At 60.3% G+C, this 18,966-nt stretch carries 15 protein-coding genes and 2 pseudogenes; 12 read left to right on the forward strand and 5 right to left on the reverse strand.

All coding sequences use genetic code 11. The features are described 5' to 3' along the window. Positions 1 to 80 precede the first annotated feature (80 nt). Both KW837_RS19375 and KW837_RS29135 read left to right on the forward strand, forming a co-directional pair. Positions 81 to 986: a LysR family transcriptional regulator gene (locus KW837_RS19375; protein ID WP_218398000.1), complete on the forward strand. Its 906-nt coding sequence runs from the start codon at positions 81 to 83 to the stop codon at positions 984 to 986. Between the two features lie 8 nt (positions 987 to 994). Beyond that, a pseudogene (locus tag KW837_RS29135) lies at positions 995 to 1,123 on the forward strand (metal ABC transporter ATP-binding protein); the annotation flags it as partial. Between the two features lie 303 nt (positions 1,124 to 1,426). Here KW837_RS29135 and KW837_RS19380 read toward each other — a convergent pair. Continuing rightward, complete coding sequence (locus KW837_RS19380) at positions 1,427 to 2,323, reverse strand: helix-turn-helix domain-containing protein (protein WP_218398002.1); 897 nt, start codon at positions 2,321 to 2,323, stop codon at positions 1,427 to 1,429. Between the two features lie 188 nt (positions 2,324 to 2,511). Between KW837_RS19380 and pobA the strand changes: the two genes are divergently transcribed. After that, positions 2,512 to 3,696 carry a 4-hydroxybenzoate 3-monooxygenase gene (gene pobA, locus KW837_RS19385; RefSeq protein WP_218398037.1) on the forward strand — a complete coding sequence of 395 codons (1,185 nt, stop codon included), beginning with the start codon at positions 2,512 to 2,514 and terminating at the stop codon, positions 3,694 to 3,696. A 78-nt stretch (positions 3,697 to 3,774) separates the two neighbouring features. Beyond that, the gene (locus KW837_RS19390) at positions 3,775 to 5,292 is read left to right on the forward strand and encodes an MDR family MFS transporter (RefSeq protein ID WP_218398004.1); all 1,518 of its coding nucleotides are present in this window, start codon (positions 3,775 to 3,777) and stop codon (positions 5,290 to 5,292) included. 102 nt (positions 5,293 to 5,394) lie between these two features. Here the strand turns inward: KW837_RS19390 and KW837_RS19395 are convergent. The 4 genes and pseudogenes from KW837_RS19395 to KW837_RS19410 form a co-directional block, all read right to left on the reverse strand. Then, positions 5,395 to 5,622, reverse strand: a pseudogene (locus KW837_RS19395) (cache domain-containing protein); the annotation flags it as partial. 330 nt (positions 5,623 to 5,952) lie between these two features. Next, positions 5,953 to 6,819: an ATPase gene (locus tag KW837_RS19400; RefSeq protein WP_218398006.1), complete on the reverse strand. Its 867-nt coding sequence runs from the start codon at positions 6,817 to 6,819 to the stop codon at positions 5,953 to 5,955. 116 nt (positions 6,820 to 6,935) lie between these two features. Continuing rightward, a complete protein-coding gene (locus KW837_RS19405) occupies positions 6,936 to 7,928 on the reverse strand; it encodes an NAD(P)-dependent oxidoreductase (protein WP_218398008.1) in 993 nt (330 codons plus the stop codon). A gap of 82 nt (positions 7,929 to 8,010) precedes the next feature. After that, on the reverse strand, positions 8,011 to 8,904 hold the full coding sequence (locus tag KW837_RS19410; protein WP_123500717.1) for a LysR family transcriptional regulator ArgP: 894 nt from the start codon (positions 8,902 to 8,904) through the stop codon (positions 8,011 to 8,013). A 96-nt stretch (positions 8,905 to 9,000) separates the two neighbouring features. Here KW837_RS19410 and KW837_RS19415 point away from each other — a divergent pair, with 96 nt between their 5' ends. The 8 genes from KW837_RS19415 to KW837_RS19450 all read left to right on the forward strand — a co-directional run bounded on the left by KW837_RS19415 (position 9,001) and on the right by KW837_RS19450 (position 18,810). Continuing rightward, complete coding sequence (locus tag KW837_RS19415) at positions 9,001 to 9,402, forward strand: ACT domain-containing protein (protein ID WP_218398011.1); 402 nt, start codon at positions 9,001 to 9,003, stop codon at positions 9,400 to 9,402. 6 nt (positions 9,403 to 9,408) lie between these two features. After that, a complete protein-coding gene (locus tag KW837_RS19420) occupies positions 9,409 to 10,011 on the forward strand; it encodes a LysE/ArgO family amino acid transporter (RefSeq protein ID WP_192343823.1) in 603 nt (200 codons plus the stop codon). Positions 10,012 to 10,187: 176 nt separating this feature from the next. Continuing rightward, the gene (locus KW837_RS19425) at positions 10,188 to 10,784 is read left to right on the forward strand and encodes a superoxide dismutase (protein WP_007898423.1); all 597 of its coding nucleotides are present in this window, start codon (positions 10,188 to 10,190) and stop codon (positions 10,782 to 10,784) included. Positions 10,785 to 11,279: 495 nt separating this feature from the next. Continuing rightward, complete coding sequence (locus KW837_RS19430) at positions 11,280 to 13,328, forward strand: bifunctional diguanylate cyclase/phosphodiesterase (protein WP_123500721.1); 2,049 nt, start codon at positions 11,280 to 11,282, stop codon at positions 13,326 to 13,328. Positions 13,329 to 13,564: 236 nt separating this feature from the next. Next, positions 13,565 to 14,908, forward strand: a complete 1,344-nt coding sequence (locus tag KW837_RS19435) for an imelysin family protein (protein ID WP_123500723.1) — start codon at positions 13,565 to 13,567, stop codon at positions 14,906 to 14,908. Positions 14,909 to 15,178: 270 nt separating this feature from the next. Beyond that, complete coding sequence (locus KW837_RS19440; protein WP_218398013.1) at positions 15,179 to 16,606, forward strand: di-heme oxidoredictase family protein; 1,428 nt, start codon at positions 15,179 to 15,181, stop codon at positions 16,604 to 16,606. A 27-nt stretch (positions 16,607 to 16,633) separates the two neighbouring features. Next, positions 16,634 to 17,698, forward strand: coding sequence for an imelysin family protein (locus tag KW837_RS19445; RefSeq protein ID WP_218398015.1), 1,065 nt, complete (start codon positions 16,634 to 16,636; stop codon positions 17,696 to 17,698). Positions 17,699 to 17,712: 14 nt separating this feature from the next. Beyond that, on the forward strand, positions 17,713 to 18,810 hold the full coding sequence (locus KW837_RS19450; RefSeq protein WP_218398017.1) for a DUF1513 domain-containing protein: 1,098 nt from the start codon (positions 17,713 to 17,715) through the stop codon (positions 18,808 to 18,810). Positions 18,811 to 18,966 lie beyond the last annotated feature (156 nt).

Genomic DNA, 18,966 nt, shown 5'->3' on the forward strand with positions numbered 1-18,966 from the left:
ATGGGACAGAGCTTAGTTGCCTGACTCGATACAAAAAATGCGATGCTTGAACATAGTTTGTTTCTAAAAGCGGGCAAATCATGGATCGTCTACAAGCAATGCGGGTGTTCGTTACGGTGGTGGACCTGGGCAGCCAATCGGCCGCCGCGGATCACCTGGACCTGTCACGGCCGGTGGTTTCCCGGTATCTGGCGGAGCTGGAAGATTGGGTCGGCGCGCGCCTGATGCACCGCACCACGCGCAAATTGAGCCTGACCACCGCCGGCAGCGAGATCCTGCCGCGCTGTCGGCAGATGCTCGAGTTGTCCACCGACATGCAAGCCGCCGTCAGCGAGCCGGACGACGCACCACGAGGTCTGCTGCGGATCAGCGTCAGCACCTCGTTCGGCCAGGCCCAACTGGCAGACGCCATGGCGGCTTACGTCAAACGTTACCCCGGCGTCAGCATCGATATGCAAATGCTCGACCGCACGGTGAACCTGGTGGATGAACGCATCGACCTGGCCATCCGCACCAGCAATGACCTGGACCCGAACCTGATCGCCCGACGGCTGACGGTTTGCCGCTCGGTGATCTGCGCCTCCCCCGCGTACCTGCGCGAGCACCCGACGCCGCAACGGGTCGAGGACCTGAGCCTGCACAATTGCTTGACCCACTCCTACTTCGGCAAGAGCCTCTGGCATTTCGAACAGGACGGCGAGCCCGTCTCGGTGCCGGTGCAGGGCAACATCAGCGCCAACGAAGCCAGCACGCTGTTGCGCGCGGCGATGGCCGGGGCCGGCGTGGCGATGCTGCCCAGTTACCTGGCCGGCGTGCATATCCACAGCGGCGAACTGATCCGCCTGTTGCCCCAGGCCGAGCCCCGGCAGCTGAATATCTATGCGGTGTATGCCTCACGCAAACACATGCCGGCGGCGTTGCGCAGCATGCTGGATTTTTTGGTGCTCAGATTTCCCGAAGAACCTGAATGGGATCTAGGCCTGTAACCGGATCAATGGAGGGATTGCTTTCCCCTTCAACACACAGACCCCCTGTGGGAGCGGGCTTGCTCGCGAAAGCGGTGGATCAGTCGACATCATTGTTGAATGTCACACCGCATTCGCGAGCAAGCCCGCTCCCACAAGGGGGCATCAATGTTCTGAATATCGCGTTAAACGCGAAGGCCGCTTTGCTGGCAACTCATCACCGCTGACCTATGCTCAAAGCAGTACCGAAAGGTATTCGTTCAGAGGTCAACGCCATGAACATAAAAACAAGAAGATACCTCGCCATTTTCATCACTTGCGCGGCGACACTGGCGCTGTATGGCACAGCCGCCTGGCGTGTCGAGCAGTTGCGACAACAGCCCCGTGACTTTGCGAGCTGCAACTTCGAGCGCTGCATTCCCCACAACGCGACCCTCAACGCCCTCCGATGACGAAGGGGTTCAGGTCTCGTTGTCCTGATCGGCCTTCAAACGGTCGCGAAAGGCCTTGGGCGAAATCCCCACGCGACGCCTGAACAGGCGTGTGAAGTTGGTCGGATCGGAAAACCCCAACACGTCGGACATTTCATAAATGGTCATGCTGGTGTAGGTCAGCAAGCGCTTGGCCTCCAGCAATTGACGCTCATGCATGATCTGCAACGCCGGTTGCCCCGCCAGTTCACGGCACGTGCCGTTGAGGTGGGACACGGAAATCCCCAGCCGATGAGCCAGGTCCTCGACCTTGACGTGCTGGCGATAGGTTTCTTCCACCAGCTGAATAAAGCCGTTGAGGTATTCCCGAGCCCGCTGCGGACGCTGGGTGGCGGTTTGGCGCTGAATCACCTGGCGGCTGATCCACACCATAATCACGCTGACCAGCGAATGCATGAGCATTTCCCGCGCCGGTTGATGGCCGGTGTACTCGCTTTGCAGCGCTGAAAACAGGCTGTTGAGGTACTCGCTGTCCTTGCCCGCCGGGTAGCTTTCGGCCTGTGCCAGAGCGTTCACCGAATTGCCCAGTTGTGCTTGCAGGTGGGCGATCAGCGGCGCGGCCAGCGTGACGACGAAACCTTCGACGTCCTCGGAAAACCGATAACCATGCACCGATAACGGCGGCAGAATCAGGATGGCCGGCTCAGTCAATTGTGAGCGTTTGCCTTCGATCTCAAGCTCTGCCTGACCTTTGAAAACGAAGAGTAACTGACACAAATCGGCGTGGCGGTGGGGTTTGATTTCCCATTGATGTTCGCGGCTGCGTTTGGAAATGGTTTCACAGTGCAACAAGTCAGGGGTCGGCCAGTCCAGGCTTTCACCATAGAGTTTGAACACCGGAATCGATGGCAGGTCAGGCTTGTTCATCACTTCAATCCAGGCCTCGAGGGTAACGGGGCGATAATCGCACCGATTGGCAGAATGTACAGGTATCGGCTCAGTTTTCCCCTTCAATTGACAGACTCGCAAGTGAAAAATGCAAGTACTCGATCCATAAAAATCATTCACCGGCCTTGGCCGTGTGGAGCTTGCGAGTCATAAAAACAATGAAAACACTGAAAACCCAAGTCGCCATCATCGGTGCCGGCCCCTCTGGCTTGCTACTCGGCCAATTGCTGCATAACGCCGGCATCGACACCTTGATCCTCGAACGCCAGACCCCGGACTACGTGCTCGGACGCATCCGCGCCGGTGTCCTCGAACAAGGCATGGTAGAGCTGTTGCGTCAGGCCGGAGTGGGTCAGCGCATGGATGCCGAAGGGCTGGTCCATACAGGCTTCGAACTGGCCCTCGACGGGCGCCGGGTACATATCGATTTGCAGGCGCTGACGGGCGGCAAAACCGTAACGATCTATGGCCAGACCGAGGTCACCCGCGACCTGATGGCCGCTCGTCGGGACGCCGGTGCACAGACGATCTACGAAGCCAGCAATGTCGTCCCTCACGGCATGAAAACCGCTGAACCCTTTGTCACCTTCGACAAGGACGGCGAAACGTATCGACTCGATTGTGACTACATCGCCGGTTGCGACGGTTTTCATGGCGTGGCGCGGCAGTCGATCCCTGCCGACAGCCTGAAGGTGTTCGAGCGGGTTTATCCGTTCGGATGGTTGGGGATTCTCGCCGACACGCCGCCGGTGCACGAAGAGTTGGTCTATGCGCGGCATGAACGTGGTTTTGCGTTGTGCAGCATGCGTTCGCCGACACGTACCCGTTACTACCTCCAGGTACCGGCCCAGGACAAAGTCGAGGATTGGTCTGACCAACGCTTCTGGGATGAGCTCAAATCCCGTCTGCCTGCCGCCCTCGCCGACACGCTGGTGACCGGCCCGTCGATCGAAAAAAGCATCGCGCCGCTGCGCAGCTTCGTGGTCGAGCCGATGCAGTACGGGCGGATGTTCCTGGTCGGCGACGCCGCCCACATCGTCCCGCCCACCGGCGCCAAGGGCCTGAACCTGGCGGCCAGCGATGTCAGTACGCTGTTCAATATTCTGCTGAAGGTTTACCGCGAAGGGCGTGTGGATTTGCTGGAGAAGTATTCCGAGGTTTGCTTGCGGCGGGTATGGAAAGCCGAGCGGTTTTCCTGGTGGATGACCTCGATGTTGCATCGCTTCGACGAGCACGACGCGTTCAGCCAGCGCATCAGCGAATCGGAGCTGGCCTATTTCGTGGACTCCGAGGCGGGCCGAAAAACCATCGCCGAAAATTACGTTGGCCTTCCATACGAGGCTATCGAATAGCCTGCTACCGACTTACACTGGCGAGCATCCCGCTCGCCTTGCCTGCTGCGGGCCCATTACTGCCCGCAGGTTTTACCCGTGACCAATCTCAACCAGCCTGAAACGCCCAAACCGGCCATTCGCAGCGTGCTGATCGCCCTGATGCTGGCGATTTTTCTGGGCGCGCTGGACCAGACCATCGTCGCTGTATCAATGCCGGCCATCTCCGCGCAGTTCAAGGATGTCAGCCTGCTGGCCTGGGTGATTTCCGGGTACATGGTGGCGATGACCGTGGCGGTGCCGATCTACGGCAAACTCGGCGACCTGTATGGGCGCCGCAAGTTGATGCTGTTCGGCATGGGGGTGTTCACCCTGGCGTCGTTGTTCTGCGGCATGGCGCAGAGCATGGAGCAACTGGTGCTGGCGCGGATTCTTCAGGGCATCGGCGCCGGCGGGATGATTTCGGTGAGCCAGGCAATCATCGGCGACATCGTTCCCCCCCGCGAACGCGGACGCTATCAGGGTTACTTCAGCAGCATGTATGCGGTGGCCAGCGTGGCCGGCCCGGTTCTCGGTGGCTACATGACCGAATACCTGTCCTGGCGCTGGGTATTTCTGATCAACCTTCCATTGGGCCTGGGTGCCTTGTGGGTGGCCCACCGTACGCTGGTGGGTTTGCCCGTGCCGCAGCGCAAGCCGATCATCGATTACTTCGGCACATTGCTGATGATCATCGGCCTGACGGCGTTGTTGCTGGGCATCACTCAGGTCGGCCAGGGCCATTCGTGGCGCAGCGCCGAAGTATCGGCCTTGCTCGGTTGTGCGGTGGTGGTGCTGGCCGTGTTTGTCTGGCATGAACAGCGGGCGCGGGAACCGTTGCTGCCGATGCACTTGTTTGCCAACCGCAGTGCGATTCTTTGCTGGTGCACGATTTTCTTCACCAGTTTCCAGGCGATTTCCTTGATCGTGCTGATGCCGCTGCGCTTCCAGAGCGTCACCGGCGCCGGGGCTGACAGCGCCGCGCTGCACCTGTTGCCGCTGGCCATGGGTTTGCCAATAGGCGCGTACTTTGCCGGACGCCAGACCTCGGTGAGCGGTCGCTATAAACCGATGATCCTGACTGGCGCCCTGCTGATGCCGTTCTCGATTCTCGGCATGGCGTTCAGTGCGCCTCAGGCGTTTGTGCTGAGCAGTCTGTTCATGTTGCTCAGTGGTATCGCCAGCGGCATGCAGTTCCCCACATCGTTGGTGGGCACGCAAAACTCAGTGGAACAACGGGACATCGGCGTCGCCACCAGCACCACCAATCTGTTCCGCTCTCTGGGCGGCGCAATGGGTGTGGCGTTAATGTCGGCGCTGCTGCTGGCGTTGTTACAGGATTCGAGTTTTGCGCACCTGGCCGGCTCGTCGCTGATGGCCGAGGGGAGTTCGGGGAATGTCTTGCTGGATGGATTGAACGCCGCGCCGGGGGATGCGCAGGACGCCTTGCGCGCTGAGTTGCTGCTGACCTTCCGGCATTTGCTGATGGTCAGCGCGGCGGTGTCATTGCTGGGGCTGGCGGCGGCGATTGCCATGCCCAATAGAGTGTTGCGGGGGCGTGAGGACAAGGTTCGGTAGATAGACCGAGGTGCGGCCTTCGCGGGCGAGCCTCGCTCCTACAAGGGATCGTGAGTAGGAGCGAGGCTTGCCCGCGAAGACGTCAGCCCGGACACCACCGAATCAAGGGCTGTAATACCCCACCGCCACCAGAAAATGCCCGACCTTTTTCAGGTAGGCATGCTTGTCTTCGACCTTGCCGGTCACCGGATTTTTCCAGCGGTATTCGTATTCGCCGTCATCCTGTTTGGCCATCAGCGCCAGAATCGGCTCGCCCACCGGTTTGCCTTCCGGGTCCTTGATCTTGCCGAAGTCGGTATTGATCAGTCGCAGGTTGGTGCCATGGGCGGCGGCCTGGCTGTCAGCCTTTTCCGTCGTGGCGGCGTGAATCGGCGACAGGTACAGCAAAAACAACCCGCCCAGCAAGGCCAGCTTGTGAAGCCCCCCCATGGCGCATTCCCCCGTTCTTGTTAGTGTTTCAAGAGCGTAGACGGCTTGGGGCTATGTATGAATATTCAGGAAAACGCAGGTCTCTACCTGTAGCAGCTGGCGCAGCCTGCGTTCGGCTGCGAAGTAGTCGTAATCCAGACGCCGCGGTTTGTCTGATACAACTCGGTGCCTGTTTTCACGACTGCTGCGCAGCCGAACGCAGGCTGCGCCAGCTGCTACAGGTTGTGTGATCTAAGGCCGGGTGCGCAGCTGTTGCTGCAGATTCTGAATCTGCGCCTGCAGGGTGTTGATGTTGCGAGTGACCTGGCCGCGGAAGGCGTCGAACTCGGCGGTGTTGGTGCCACCTTGTGCGGCGGCCGGGCGGTTGTCCTGTTGGCTTTTGAGCACGATCATGTCTTGCTCCAGGCGCTCGATGGCGGCGCTCGGGTTGCCTTGCCTCTTCAGCGCGGTAATGTCGGCACCCAGGCTTTTGAGCTGGGCATCGATTTGGCTGCTATCGGCCGACGCGTTCTTCAACGCGGCCAGTTCGCCGCTCAAGGCTTTGACCTGGGCCTGCAACTGAGCATTGGCGGTTTGTTGTTCGGTGGCTTGCGCGGTCATTTGCGCCAGGCGCTTGTCCAGTTCGGAGGTCTGGCCGAGGACGCCTTGCTGCTGTTTGCTCTGGTCCTGAAGCTTACTTTCCAGCTGCTTGCTCTGGTCCTGGAGTTTGCCTTCAAGCTGTTTGATTTGCAGCTTCAACGCTTCACTGCCGGTGTTGACATTGGACTGACTGGCCACGACCTTGCCGGAAATGTCCTGCAAGCGCCCCGCCGCTTCCTCACTGATGCGCGCGAAACTTTCCTGGGTCGCCACCAGTTGCTGTTCCATCAGCGAGATCTGCTGAAAACTCCACCAGGCAAGGCCGGCGAAGGCAAAGAACAACGCGCCGACCAATGCCCACAAAGGGCCGGTGCTCGGGCCTTTGACCTTGACCACCGGTGCGGTGCGCGAATGCACGGAAGTGCGAGCGGTGGTCGGAAAATCATCGTCATCGAGGCTGCTGGCGCGCAGGCTCGGGACATCGTCGAAGTCGTCGTTGGCATCGTTACGCATGGGCATTAGGGTCAACCTTTGTGGAACGCGGTGATGGCTTGATGCGGCGAAGTATAACCCCCGCTGCCGCACCGGTTGACCCTGAACCCCGAACTCGGTTCAGTAAGGGCTGCCCTTGTGTGTCAGCGAATGTCCTGAACCTTCCACCAACCGCAGAACTCATCGAGGGCGGTCCAGAGGCTGACTTTCGGATCGTAGTCCAGATAATGCCGTGCGCGGCTGATATCCAGGGTGAAGTTTTTGTTCATGACCTGCATGCCCAGCCGCGATAGCGTCGGCTCGGGACGACCGGGCCACAGCTTGCACACGCCCTCGTTGAGCGCGGCAAGGCTGTAGGCCAAACCGTAGGAACGGTAGCGGGTAACCTGTGGGACATCCATTTGGCGCATCACGTAATTGACCACATCCCACAACGGAACCGGCGCTCCGTTGCTGATGTTGTAGGCCTTGCCCAAGGCCGAACCGCTGGCCAGCAAGCTGCTGAGCAACGCTTCATTGAGGTTTTGCACGCTGGTGAAATCAACCTTGTTCAGGCCGTTGCCGATAATCGCCAACCGCCCTTTGCGCTGCATTTTCAGCAATCTCGGGAAAATGCTCATATCGCCGGCGCCCGTCACGAAACGCGGGCGCAGGGCCAGGGTTTCGAGGCCGAATTCCTGCGCGCCGAAGACTTTTTGCTCGGCCAGGTATTTGGTCGCTGCGTAGGGATGCTTGAAGCGCTTGGGCACCTGCTCTTCGGTCAACCCCAGATGATCACGGCCATCGAAGTAGATCGACGGTGACGACAAGTGCACCAGGCGCCGAACCCGCTGTTTCAGACAGGCTTCGACCACGTTCTCGGTGACTTCGACGTTGCCTTGATGAAAGTCCTGATAGCGCCCCCACAAACCCACAGCGCCGGCGCAATGGACCACGGCTTCGACGTCTGAACACAGGTCGCGCGCCAGTTGCGGGTCGCTCAAGTCGCCCTGAATGAACTCGGCGCCACGACGCACCAGATGCTCGACACTCTCGGCCCGGCGACCGTTGACCCGCACGTCCAGGCCCTGCTCCAGGGCGAAACGCGCAAAGCGCCCGCCAATGAAGCCGCTTGCGCCGGTGACCAGAATTTTCATGAATTGCTCCGAATATTTCGTTTTACGTTTTGCGCTTTGCATATTGCGTAGGGCGTAGGGCGTGAGGTCTTGACGCTGCCCGTCAGTCCAACGGCACCAGCCATTGCTTCGACGAGTGCACCAATTGATCGGTGAGTAACCCCAACAGCTGACCGCCGTTGCGCCAATGATGCCAGTACAGCGGCACATCGATCGGCTTATCTGGCAAAAGCTCCTGCAATTGGCCGCGTTCCAGTTGCTCGCGCACCTGCAATTCAGGCACCAGGCCCCAGCCAAGCCCCGCTTCCGTAAGACGAAGAAACCCTTCGGACGATGGGCATAAATGGTGTTCGAAACCGCCATCCACACCGAGGGAGGCGAGGTAGCGATGCTGTAGGAAATCATCCGGGCCAAACACCAGGGCCGGGGTTTTGGCCAACTGGTCGGCGCGCACACCTTCGGGAAAATGCCGGGCAATGAACGCCGGGCTCGCCATCGCACGGTAACGCATCGCCCCCAACAGAACGCTGCGCGCACCGGCCACCGGCCGCTCACTTGCACAGACACACCCCGCCACTTCGCCTGCGCGCATGCGTTTAAGGCCGACGGTCTGGTCTTCCACCACCAAATCGAGCAGCAAATGTTGTTCCGCACAAAAGTCGCCCACCGCCTCTGCCCACCAAGTGGCAAGGCTGTCGGCATTCAGCGCGATACGCAGGCGTTCCGGCAGGCCTTCTTCGTCCAGCGCCGGGACCAACGTTTGTAGATCCCGCTCAAGCAATCGCACTTGCTGCACATGGTTGAGCAAGCGCCGGCCAATCTCCGTCGGCGCCGGGGGTGTAACCCGCACCAGCACCGGTTGGCCGACCCGTGCCTCCAGCAGTTTGATGCGCTGGGAGATCGCCGATTGGGACAAACCCAACACCTGCGCGGCGCGTTCGAATCCGGCCTGCTCGATGACGGCGGCGAGCGCAGACAGTAATTTGTAGTCGAACATCAGTTTTCCTAATGGGCGATCAGCACTATTGGTTTTTCTTATACAGCCTTCAACCGGAGAATGGCCAGCAAGAACTCTTGAACAAGGATCACCGACATGGCTGGCGAAACGTCATTGGCAACCCTGCTGCGCAGCATGAGCCCGCAACTCAACGACGGCGAATACGTGTTCTGCACGTTGCGCGACGGCAAGTTGCCCGCCGGCCTTGAGATTGTCGGCAGTTTTCGTGAACGGGAAGGCCTGACGGTGATTCTGCAACGTTCCCACGCCGAGCAGGCCGGTTTCAGTTTCGACTACATCGCCGCGTGGATCACCTTGAACGTGCACTCGGCCCTAGAAGCCGTCGGCCTGACCGCCGCGTTCGCCACGGCACTGGGCAAGGCCGGCATCAGTTGCAACGTGATCGCCGGGTATTACCACGACCATTTGTTCGTCGGCCAGGCCGATGCCGAACGCGCCCTGCAGGTACTGCGGGATCTGGCGTCCAACGCGGAGTAAAAACGTATGTGGCAAAGCTATGTGAACGGCCTGTTGGTGGCCGCGGGGCTGATCATGGCGATCGGCACCCAGAATGCGTTTGTGCTGGCGCAGAGCCTTCGTCGTGAACATCACCTGCCGGTGGCGGCACTTTGCGTGACCTGCGATGCGTTGCTGGTGGCCGCCGGGGTGTTTGGCCTGGCGACGGTGCTGGCGCAAAACCCGACCCTGCTGGCCATCTCCCGCTGGGGAGGCGCGGCGTTTTTGCTGTGGTACGGCAGCCTGGCATTGCGTCGGGCCTGCTCGAAACAAAGCCTGCAACAGGGTGAAAATCAGGCGGTACGCTCACTGCGGGCGGTGCTGCTCAGTGCGTTGGCGGTGACGTTGCTCAACCCGCACGTTTATCTGGACACCGTGTTGCTGATCGGCTCCCTCGGCGCTCAACAAACCGAGCCCGGTGCTTATGTGGTGGGCGCGGCCAGTGCGTCATTGCTGTGGTTTTTCACTTTAGCCCTTGGCGCGGCATGGCTCGCGCCGTGGCTGGCAAGGCCAAGCACCTGGCGAATCCTCGACCTGCTGGTCGCCGTCATGATGTTCACCGTAGCGTTCCAGTTAATCATCGCTTCATGATTTATTCCAAAAGGCTCTGGAACCTCTATTCCACACAGTTGTTGCGTGGTTATGCCGCACCCCCGGTGCTATGATCCGATCCCTGCGCCGCAAAGAGTACAAACTCCCCGGCGCATGTCTGGCCGCCCGTGATCGGCCTTGCGCTCACCGCAACTGACCTGATTAGGAGAATCATCATGGCTTTCGAATTGCCGCCGCTGCCTTACGCACACGATGCCCTGCAGCCGCACATTTCAGAGGAAACTCTGCAGTATCACCACGACAAGCACCACAACACCTATGTCGTGAACCTGAACAACCTGGTGCCAGGCACCGAGTTCGAAGGCAAGACCCTGGAAGAAATCGTCAAGACTTCCTCGGGCGGTATCTTCAACAACGCCGCTCAGGTCTGGAACCACACGTTCTACTGGAACTGCCTGGCGCCAAACGCCGGCGGTCAACCAACCGGCGCGCTGGCTGATGCCATCAACGCAGCGTTCGGTTCGTTCGACAAGTTCAAGGAAGAGTTCAGCAAAACCTCCATCGGCACCTTCGGCTCCGGTTGGGGCTGGCTGGTGAAAAAGGCTGACGGTTCCCTGGCCCTGGCCAGCACCATCGGCGCCGGCAACCCGCTGACCAGCGGCGACACCCCGCTGCTGACCTGCGACGTCTGGGAACACGCTTACTACATCGACTACCGCAACCTTCGTCCGAAGTACGTCGAAGCGTTCTGGAACCTGGTCAACTGGAAGTTCGTGGCTGAGCAGTTCGAAGGCAAAACCTTCACCGCTTAAGCTTCGCGCCAGTCAAAAAACCCGGCTTTTGCCGGGTTTTTTTATGGGCTGGGGAAATGGGTACATTCCTCCAGCCGCCTTCGCGGGCAAGCCTCGCTCCTACAGGGGGCATTGAATCTGGGAACGTCGATGATCCTGTAGGAGCGAGGCTTGCCCGCGAAGAACGATAACGCGGTCCATTCCATTTCATAATGGGATTGGCGAGGCTTCCATTAAAAATCAGGTCGCTTTCCCACAACGCGAGTGGCATTCGCCCTCTTGCCCTCACATCACAGCCGTCTAACATCAACCACAAGGAAAAATTGTCCCGCGCCCCTCAAGTTGAGGGCCTCAACAACCGACACAGTGCTAATAGGGCAAATACTCCAAACAACAGCCTATCGGCCAAGCTACCGGCAAAATCCCCTGGGTTGGATTGTCCCTTTGACTGACCTCACGGGATTGCCAATACTCATGGCAACTTGACGCTACCCGCACGGAACAAGGAATACCCCTTTGAAGCTGGAACTCAAGAACAGCTTGTCGGTGAAGTTGCTCCGGGTCGTGCTCCTGTCGGCATTGATCGTCGGCGTGGTCTTGAGCTGCGCGCAGATCGTTTTCGATGCCTACAAAACACGTCAGGCCGTAGCCAGCGATGCCCAGCGCATCCTCGATATGTTCCGTGACCCTTCGACCCAGGCCGTCTACAGCCTGGACCGGGAAATGGGCATGCAGGTGATCGAAGGCCTGTTTCAGGACGACGCCGTGCGCATGGCCTCCATCGGCCACCCTCACGAAGCCATGCTCGCGCAAAAAACCCGTGAATTGCAGCACTCCAACAGCCGCTGGCTGACCGATCTGATCCTCGGCCAGGAACGCACCTTCACCACCCAACTGGTGGGCCGCGGGCCATACAGCGAGTATTACGGCGACCTGAGCATTACCCTCGACACCGCCACCTACGGCAAGGGCTTCATTGTCAGTTCCGTGATCATCTTCATCTCTGGCGTATTGCGCGCCATGGCCATGGCCCTGGTGCTGTATCTGGTCTATCACTGGCTGCTGACCAAACCGCTGTCGCGGATTATCGAACACCTGACCGAAATCAACCCGGACCGGCCCAGCGCCCACAAGATTCCCCAGCTCAAGGGGCATGAGAGAAACGAGTTGGGCGTCTGGATCAACACCGCCAACCAGTTGCTCGAATCCATCGAGCGCAACACCCACCTGCGCCACGAAGCGGAAAACAGCCTGCTGCGCATGGCCCAGTACGACTTCCTCACCGGTTTGCCGAACCGCCAGCAATTGCAGCAGCAACTGGACAAGATCCTCGTCGACGCCGGTAAATTGCAGCGTCGGGTCGCGGTGCTGTGTGTCGGGCTCGATGATTTCAAAGGCATCAACGAACAGTTCAGCTATCAGGCCGGCGACCAATTGCTGCTGGCCCTGGCCGATCGCCTGCGGGCTCACAGCGGTCGCCTCGGCGCCCTCGCCCGTTTGGGTGGCGACCAGTTTGCACTGGTTCAGGCCGACATTGAACAACCCTATGAAGCGGCCGAACTGGCCCAAAGCATTCTTGATGATCTGGAAGCGGCGTTCGCCCTCGATCATCAGGAAATCCGTCTGCGCGCCACCATTGGCATCACCCTGTTCCCCGAGGACGGTGACAGCACCGAGAAGTTGCTGCAAAAAGCCGAGCAGACCATGACCCTGGCCAAGACTCGCTCGCGCAACCGCTATCAGTTCTATATCGCCAGCGTCGACACGGAAATGCGGCGGCGTCGCGAGCTGGAAAAAGACCTGCGCGATGCCTTGATCCGCGACCAGTTCTACTTGGTCTACCAGCCGCAGATCAGCTACCGCGATCATCGCGTGGTGGGCGTCGAGGCGTTGATTCGCTGGCAACATCCCGAACACGGGCTAGTGCCGCCGGACCTGTTCATTCCGCTGGCCGAGCAGAACGGCACCATCATCGCTATCGGCGAATGGGTGCTGGATCAGGCCTGCAAACAATTGCGCGAATGGCACGATCAGGGGTTCGACCTGCGCATGGCGGTGAACCTGTCCACCGTGCAATTGCACCACGCCGAGTTGCCGCGGGTGGTCAATAACCTGCTGCAGATGTACCGCCTGCCACCGCGCAGCCTGGAACTGGAAGTCACCGAAACCGGCCTGATGGAAGACATCAGCACCGCCGCCCAGCACTTGTTGAGCCTGCGTCGCTCCGGCGCACTGATCGCCATCGACGACTTCGGCACCGGTTATTCATCCCTGAGTTATCTGAAAAGCCTGCCGCTGGACAAGATCAAAATCGACAAGAGCTTCGTTCAGGACCTGCTCGATGACGACGACGATGCGACCATCGTTCGCGCCATCATCCAGCTGGGCAAGAGCCTGGGCATGCAGGTGATCGCCGAAGGCGTGGAAACCGCCGAGCAAGAGGCCTACATCATCTCCGAAGGCTGCCACGAAGGTCAGGGCTATCACTACAGCAAACCGCTGCCGGCACGGGAATTGAGCGCCTACCTCAAGCAAGCCCAACGCAGTAACGCGGCTATCTTGTAAGTTCTTCTTTATAGCGAAAAGATCGCAGTCTTCGGCAGCTCCTACGTGGACCGCGTTCCTCTGTAGGAGCTGTCGAGTGAAACGAGGCTGCGATCTTTTAATGCGCCCCACATCTTTGCGTGAATAAGAAATATTTACAGGAACAACCCTTTACACAGAATGCGAAAGATTTGCATTATGTCGCAGTTTTGCGCGCCCCTCGCGCGTCCATCAATCACCGAAGCAGGATGTTCGCCATGATTCGTATGCCTCTGGCCACCGCCAGTCTGCTGGCCATCGCTATTTCCCTCGCCGGTTGCGGCGAAGGCAAAGACAAGGCTGCCGCTCCACAAGCGCCGACCCCGGCCGCCAGCACCGCTGCCCCGGCTGCGCCTGCTGCTACCGGTAAAGTCGATGAAGCCGCCGCCAAGGCTGTGGTTGCGCACTACGCCGACATCGTCTTCGCCGTTTACAGCGATGCCGAATCCACCGCGAAAACCCTGCAAACCGCCGTCGACGCGTTCCTGGCCAAGCCAAACGCCGATACGCTGAAAGCCGCCAAGGCTGCCTGGGTTGCGGCCCGCGTGCCTTACCTGCAGAGCGAAGTGTTCCGCTTCGGCAACACCATCATCGACGACTGGGAAGGTCAGGTGAACGCCTGGCCACTGGACGAAGGCCTGATCGACTACGTCGACAAATCCTACGAACACGCACTGGGTAACCCGGGCGCCACCGCCAACATCATCGCCAACACTAAAGTTCAGGTCGGCGAAGACAAGGTCGACGTGAAAGACATCACCCCGGAAAAACTCGCCAGCCTGAACGAGCTGGGCGGTTCCGAGGCCAACGTCGCCACCGGCTACCACGCCATCGAATTCCTGCTCTGGGGCCAGGACCTGAACGGCACCGGCCCTGGCGCCGGCAACCGTCCGGCTACCGACTACCTGGAAGGCAAAGGCGCTACCGGCGGTCACAATGATCGTCGTCGCGCTTACCTGAAATCCGTGACCCAATTGCTGGTCAACGACCTGCAAGAAATGGTCGGTAACTGGAAGCCGAACGTGGCCGACAACTACCGCGCCACCCTGGAAGCGGAACCGGCTGAAACCGGCCTGCGCAAAATGCTGTTCGGCATGGGCAGCCTGTCCTTGGGCGAACTGGCGGGCGAGCGCATGAAGGTTTCCCTGGAAGCCAACTCCCCGGAAGACGAACAGGATTGCTTCAGCGACAACACCCACAACTCGCACTTCTACGACGCCAAAGGCGTGCGTAACGTGTACCTGGGCGAATACACCCGCGTCGATGGCAGCAAAATGACCGGCGCCAGCCTGTCGTCGCTGGTCGCCAAAGCCGACCCGGCAGCCGACACCGCCCTGAAAGCCGACCTGGCTACCACCGAAGCCAAGCTTCAGGTCATGGTCGATCACGCCAACAAGGGTGAGCACTACGACCAACTGATCGCTGCCGGTAACACTGCTGGCAACCAGATCGTGCGTGACGCCATCGCTTCGCTGGTCAAGCAGACCGGTTCGATCGAAGCGGCCGCCGGCAAACTGGGCATCAGCGACCTGAACCCGGACAACGCTGATCACGAGTTCTGATCAACGCTGGCTACAAAGGCGACCTTCGGGTCGCCTTTTTTGTTAGCCCAGACGCAGATCAAAATGTGGGAGCGGGCTTGCTCGCGAAGAGGGAGTATCAGTCGACGTCAATGTTGCCTGATACACCGCCTTCGCGAGCAAGCCCGCTCCCACATTGGATTGCGCTGAGAGTTATTGCCCCACATCAACCAAACGATAATTCCTCTTATTCAAACTCTCCTGCCCTGTTAGACTTTGCGCCCTTGTTTTGCTCGTCTTGCAGGATGTCCGATGCCCTCGCTGCCTCTTCGCTTGTCCGCTCTGTTGCTGGCCCTGGGCCTGAGTGCCTGCGATGACGCCCCGCGTTTCACCCAGGCCGAACCCGGTGAAGCCCGCTCCGGCGGCAGCGCAACGGTGCGCAAGACCGATCAGAACGCATTCTCCCTGCCGTCCGCCAATCTGCCGCCGTCACGGCGCGTCGATTTCAGCGTCGGCAACAGTTTCTTTCGCAGCCCTTGGGTGATCGCGCCGTCGACCACCACCGCCCGCGATGGCCTTGGCCCGTTGTTCAATACCAACGCCTGCCAGAACTGCCACATCAAGGACGGGCGCGGTCACCCGCCCGCGCCCGATGCACCGAATGCGGTGTCGATGCTGGTGCGTCTGTCGATCCCTGATGCGCCGGCTTATGCCAAAGTCATCGAACAACTGGGTGTGGTTCCGGAGCCGGTCTACGGCGGGCAGTTCCAGGACATGTCGGTGCCCGGCGTCGTTCCGGAAGGCAAGGTGCGCGTCGATTACACAGCGGTCCCGGTGCGGTTCAAGGACGGCAGCGAAATCGAGTTGCGTAAGCCGACCCTGCAGATCACGCAACTCGGCTACGGCCCGATGCACCCCGACACGCGTTTCTCGGCGCGCATCGCACCGCCGATGATTGGCCTGGGCTTGCTTGAGGCGATTCCCGACGAGGCCATCCTGGCTAACGCCGAGGCCCAGGCTCGGGAGAAGAACGGCATCGCCGGACGACCGAACCGGGTCTGGGACGACGCGCAGCAGGAAACCGTCCTCGGGCGATTTGGCTGGAAGGCCGGGCAACCGAACCTCAATCAACAAAACGTTCACGCGTTCTCTGGTGATATGGGCCTCACGACTAGCCTGAGATCCGTTGATGACTGCACCGACGCGCAAACCGCTTGCAAGCAGGCGCCCAACGGCAATGGCCCGGATGGCGAGCCGGAAGTCAGCGATAACATCCTGCGTCTGGTGCTGTTCTACAGCCGTAACCTCGCGGTACCGGCCCGTCGCGATGTCGGCGCGCCGCAAGTGCTGGCCGGCAAGAATCTGTTTTTCCAGGCGGGATGCCAGTCCTGCCACACCCCGAAATACACCACCGCCGCCAACGCCGCGGAACCTGAATTGGCCAATCAAGTGATTCGCCCTTACAGCGACCTGCTGCTGCATGACATGGGCGACGGCCTGGCCGACAACCGCACCGAGTTCCAGGCCAGCGGCCGCGACTGGCGCACCCCGCCGTTGTGGGGCATAGGCCTGACACAAGCGGTCAGCGGCCACAGCCAATTTTTGCATGACGGTCGCGCCCGCAACTTGCTCGAAGCCGTGCTCTGGCATGGCGGCGAGGCACAGGCGGCGCAGCAACAGGTTTTGTCTTTCAATGCCGAGCAGCGCGCTGCATTGCTGGCGTTTTTGAATTCCCTTTAATACGTTTTCCTTCAGCGGGAGCCCGACATGTTCCGTCCCAAATTGTTGTTCACCAGCCTTGCCGCCCTCGCCTTGGGCGCCTGTTCGCCTCAGGACCCGCAAGCGGTCACGTCAGCGGCCATCGCCAAGCAAGTGATCCTGCCAACCTACAGCCGCTGGGTCGAAGCCGACCGTCAATTGGCGGTCAGCGCCCTGGCGTTCTGCCAAGGCAAGGAAAACCTCGAAACCGCCCGCGCCGACTTCCTGCACGCGCAGAAAGCCTGGGCCGAGTTGCAACCGCTGCTGATCGGGCCGCTGGCCGAGGGCAACCGTTCCTGGCAGGTGCAGTTCTGGCCGGACAAAAAGAACCTCGTGGGCCGTCAGGTCGAGCAACTGGTCACCGCGCAGCCACAGATCGATGCCGCCGCCCTGACCAAGTCCAGCGTTGTGGTTCAGGGGCTCTCGGCCTATGAATACATCCTGTTCGACAGCAAGATCGACATGGCCGACAGCGCTCAGAAAGCCAAATACTGCCCGCTGTTGACTGCCATTGGCGAACGTCAGAAGCAACTGGCCGAAGAGATCCTTTCGCGCTGGAACACCAACGACGGCATGCTCGCGCAGATGAGCAAATTCCCGAACCAGCGCTATGCCGACTCCCACGAAGCGATCGCCGATCTGCTGCGCGTGCAGGTCACCGCGCTGGACACCCTGAAGAAAAAACTCGGCACGCCGATGGGCCGTCAGAGCAAAGGCACGCCACAGCCGTTCCAGGCCGATGCCTGGCGCAGCCAATCGTCGCTGAAAAGCCTGGAAGCGAGCCTGAGCGCGGCGCAAACCGTCTGGCTCGGTGTCGACAACAAAGGCCTGCGCGGGCTGTTGCCGAGCGAGCAGAAACCCTTGGCCGACAAGATCGATGCGGCCTACGCAGCGTCCCTGAAGCTGTTCGCCAGCAACCAGCGCTCGCTCACCGACATGCTCACCGACGATGCCGGGCGCCAGCAGCTCAACGCCATCTACGACAGCCTCAACGTTGTCCATCGCCTGCACGAAGGCGAACTGGCCAAGGCGCTGGGCATCCAACTGGGCTTCAACGCCAACGACGGTGACTGATGAGGGCAAGTGCCATGCTGCGACGCCAGGCTCTGACGTTAGGGAGTTTGCTGCTGGGTGCGGTGACACTGGGCGGCTGGACGCTGTTCAAGCAAAAGGACAAAAGCCCGCTGCTGCTCTCGGCGCGGGACGACGGTGACGGCAAGCACTACGCCGTCGGTTATCGGCTGGATGGCACCCGGGTGTTTGCCACCCAGGTCGGCCAGCGTTGCCACGACATCATCAACCACCCGACGCGGCCGATAGCGCTGTTCGTCGCTCGGCGTCCGGGCACCGGGAGTTACCTGATCGACCTGCGCGACGGCACGCTGCTGCAAACCGTGGTCTCGCAGCCAAACCGGCACTTTTACGGTCACGCAGTGATTCACCAGAGCGGCGACTGGCTGTACGCCACCGAGAACGACACCTCCGATCCGGGCCGAGGCCTGCTCGGTGTGTATAAATTCGAAGGTGAGCGGCTGGTGCACAGTGGCGAGCTTTCCACCCATGGCGTGGGCCCGCATCAGGTGTCGTGGATGCCCGATGGCGAAACGCTGATTGTGGCCAACGGCGGCATTCGTACCGAGGCCGAAAGCCGGGTCGAGATGAACCTCAACGCGATGGAGCCGAGCCTGGTTTTAATGCAGCGCGATGGCACTTTGTTGAGCAAGGAAACACTGGCCCAGCAGATGAACAGCGTGCGGCATTTGGGCGTCGCCAGCGACGGCACCATCGTCGCCGGCCAGCAGTTCATGGGCGATGCCCACGAGTCATCGGAGCTGCTGGCGATCAAGCGGCCCGGCCAACCGTTCGTGGCGTTCCCGGTCCCCGAGCATCAGTTGCAGGCCATGGGGCATTACACCGCCAGCGTCGCCGTACACAGCGAACTGCGTCTGGTCGCCCTGACCGCGCCGCGGGGCAACCGCTTTTTTATCTGGAACCTGGACAGTGGTGAAGTGCGCCTGGATGCGCCACTTCCCGACTGCGCCGGTGTCGGGGCCGTGGCTGATGGTTTCGTCGTGACCTCCGGCCAAGGACGCTGCCGCTACTACGATTGCCGCCAGACAACCCTTGTCGCAAAACCTCTGGAATTGCCTGCCGGGCTCTGGGACAACCATCTTCATCTGATCTGATCTCACCCGCCCTTGCAGGAGCGAAGCTTGCTCGCGAAAGCGATGTATCAGTCGGTATTTCCGCTGACTGATACATCGCTTTCGCGAGCAAGCTTCGCTCCTACAGGTTTTGTGCTCGCCTGTAAAAAGTGGCAGTTGGATTCACTGCCACACTCG

This window comes from Pseudomonas sp. PDM24 (genome assembly GCF_019218905.1).
Classification (GTDB): Bacteria; Pseudomonadota; Gammaproteobacteria; order Pseudomonadales; family Pseudomonadaceae; genus Aquipseudomonas.

Excerpts from the sequence above, each read along its gene's own strand:
- KW837_RS19435 (WP_123500723.1), top strand. The coding sequence starts at position 13,565 with ATGATTCGTATGCCTCTGGCCACCGCCAGTCTGCTGGCCATCGCTATT.
- KW837_RS19415 (WP_218398011.1), top strand. The coding sequence starts at position 9,001 with ATGGCTGGCGAAACGTCATTGGCAACCCTGCTGCGCAGCATGAGCCCG.
- KW837_RS19450 (WP_218398017.1), top strand. The coding sequence starts at position 17,713 with ATGCTGCGACGCCAGGCTCTGACGTTAGGGAGTTTGCTGCTGGGTGCG.
- KW837_RS19425 (WP_007898423.1), top strand. The coding sequence starts at position 10,188 with ATGGCTTTCGAATTGCCGCCGCTGCCTTACGCACACGATGCCCTGCAG.
- KW837_RS19375 (WP_218398000.1), top strand. The coding sequence starts at position 81 with ATGGATCGTCTACAAGCAATGCGGGTGTTCGTTACGGTGGTGGACCTG.
- KW837_RS19380 (WP_218398002.1), bottom strand. The coding sequence starts at position 2,323 with ATGAACAAGCCTGACCTGCCATCGATTCCGGTGTTCAAACTCTATGGT.
- KW837_RS19410 (WP_123500717.1), bottom strand. The coding sequence starts at position 8,904 with ATGTTCGACTACAAATTACTGTCTGCGCTCGCCGCCGTCATCGAGCAG.
- KW837_RS19405 (WP_218398008.1), bottom strand. The coding sequence starts at position 7,928 with ATGAAAATTCTGGTCACCGGCGCAAGCGGCTTCATTGGCGGGCGCTTT.
- KW837_RS19440 (WP_218398013.1), top strand. The coding sequence starts at position 15,179 with ATGCCCTCGCTGCCTCTTCGCTTGTCCGCTCTGTTGCTGGCCCTGGGC.
- KW837_RS19445 (WP_218398015.1), top strand. The coding sequence starts at position 16,634 with ATGTTCCGTCCCAAATTGTTGTTCACCAGCCTTGCCGCCCTCGCCTTG.
- KW837_RS19400 (WP_218398006.1), bottom strand. The coding sequence starts at position 6,819 with ATGCCCATGCGTAACGATGCCAACGACGACTTCGACGATGTCCCGAGC.
- KW837_RS19420 (WP_192343823.1), top strand. The coding sequence starts at position 9,409 with ATGTGGCAAAGCTATGTGAACGGCCTGTTGGTGGCCGCGGGGCTGATC.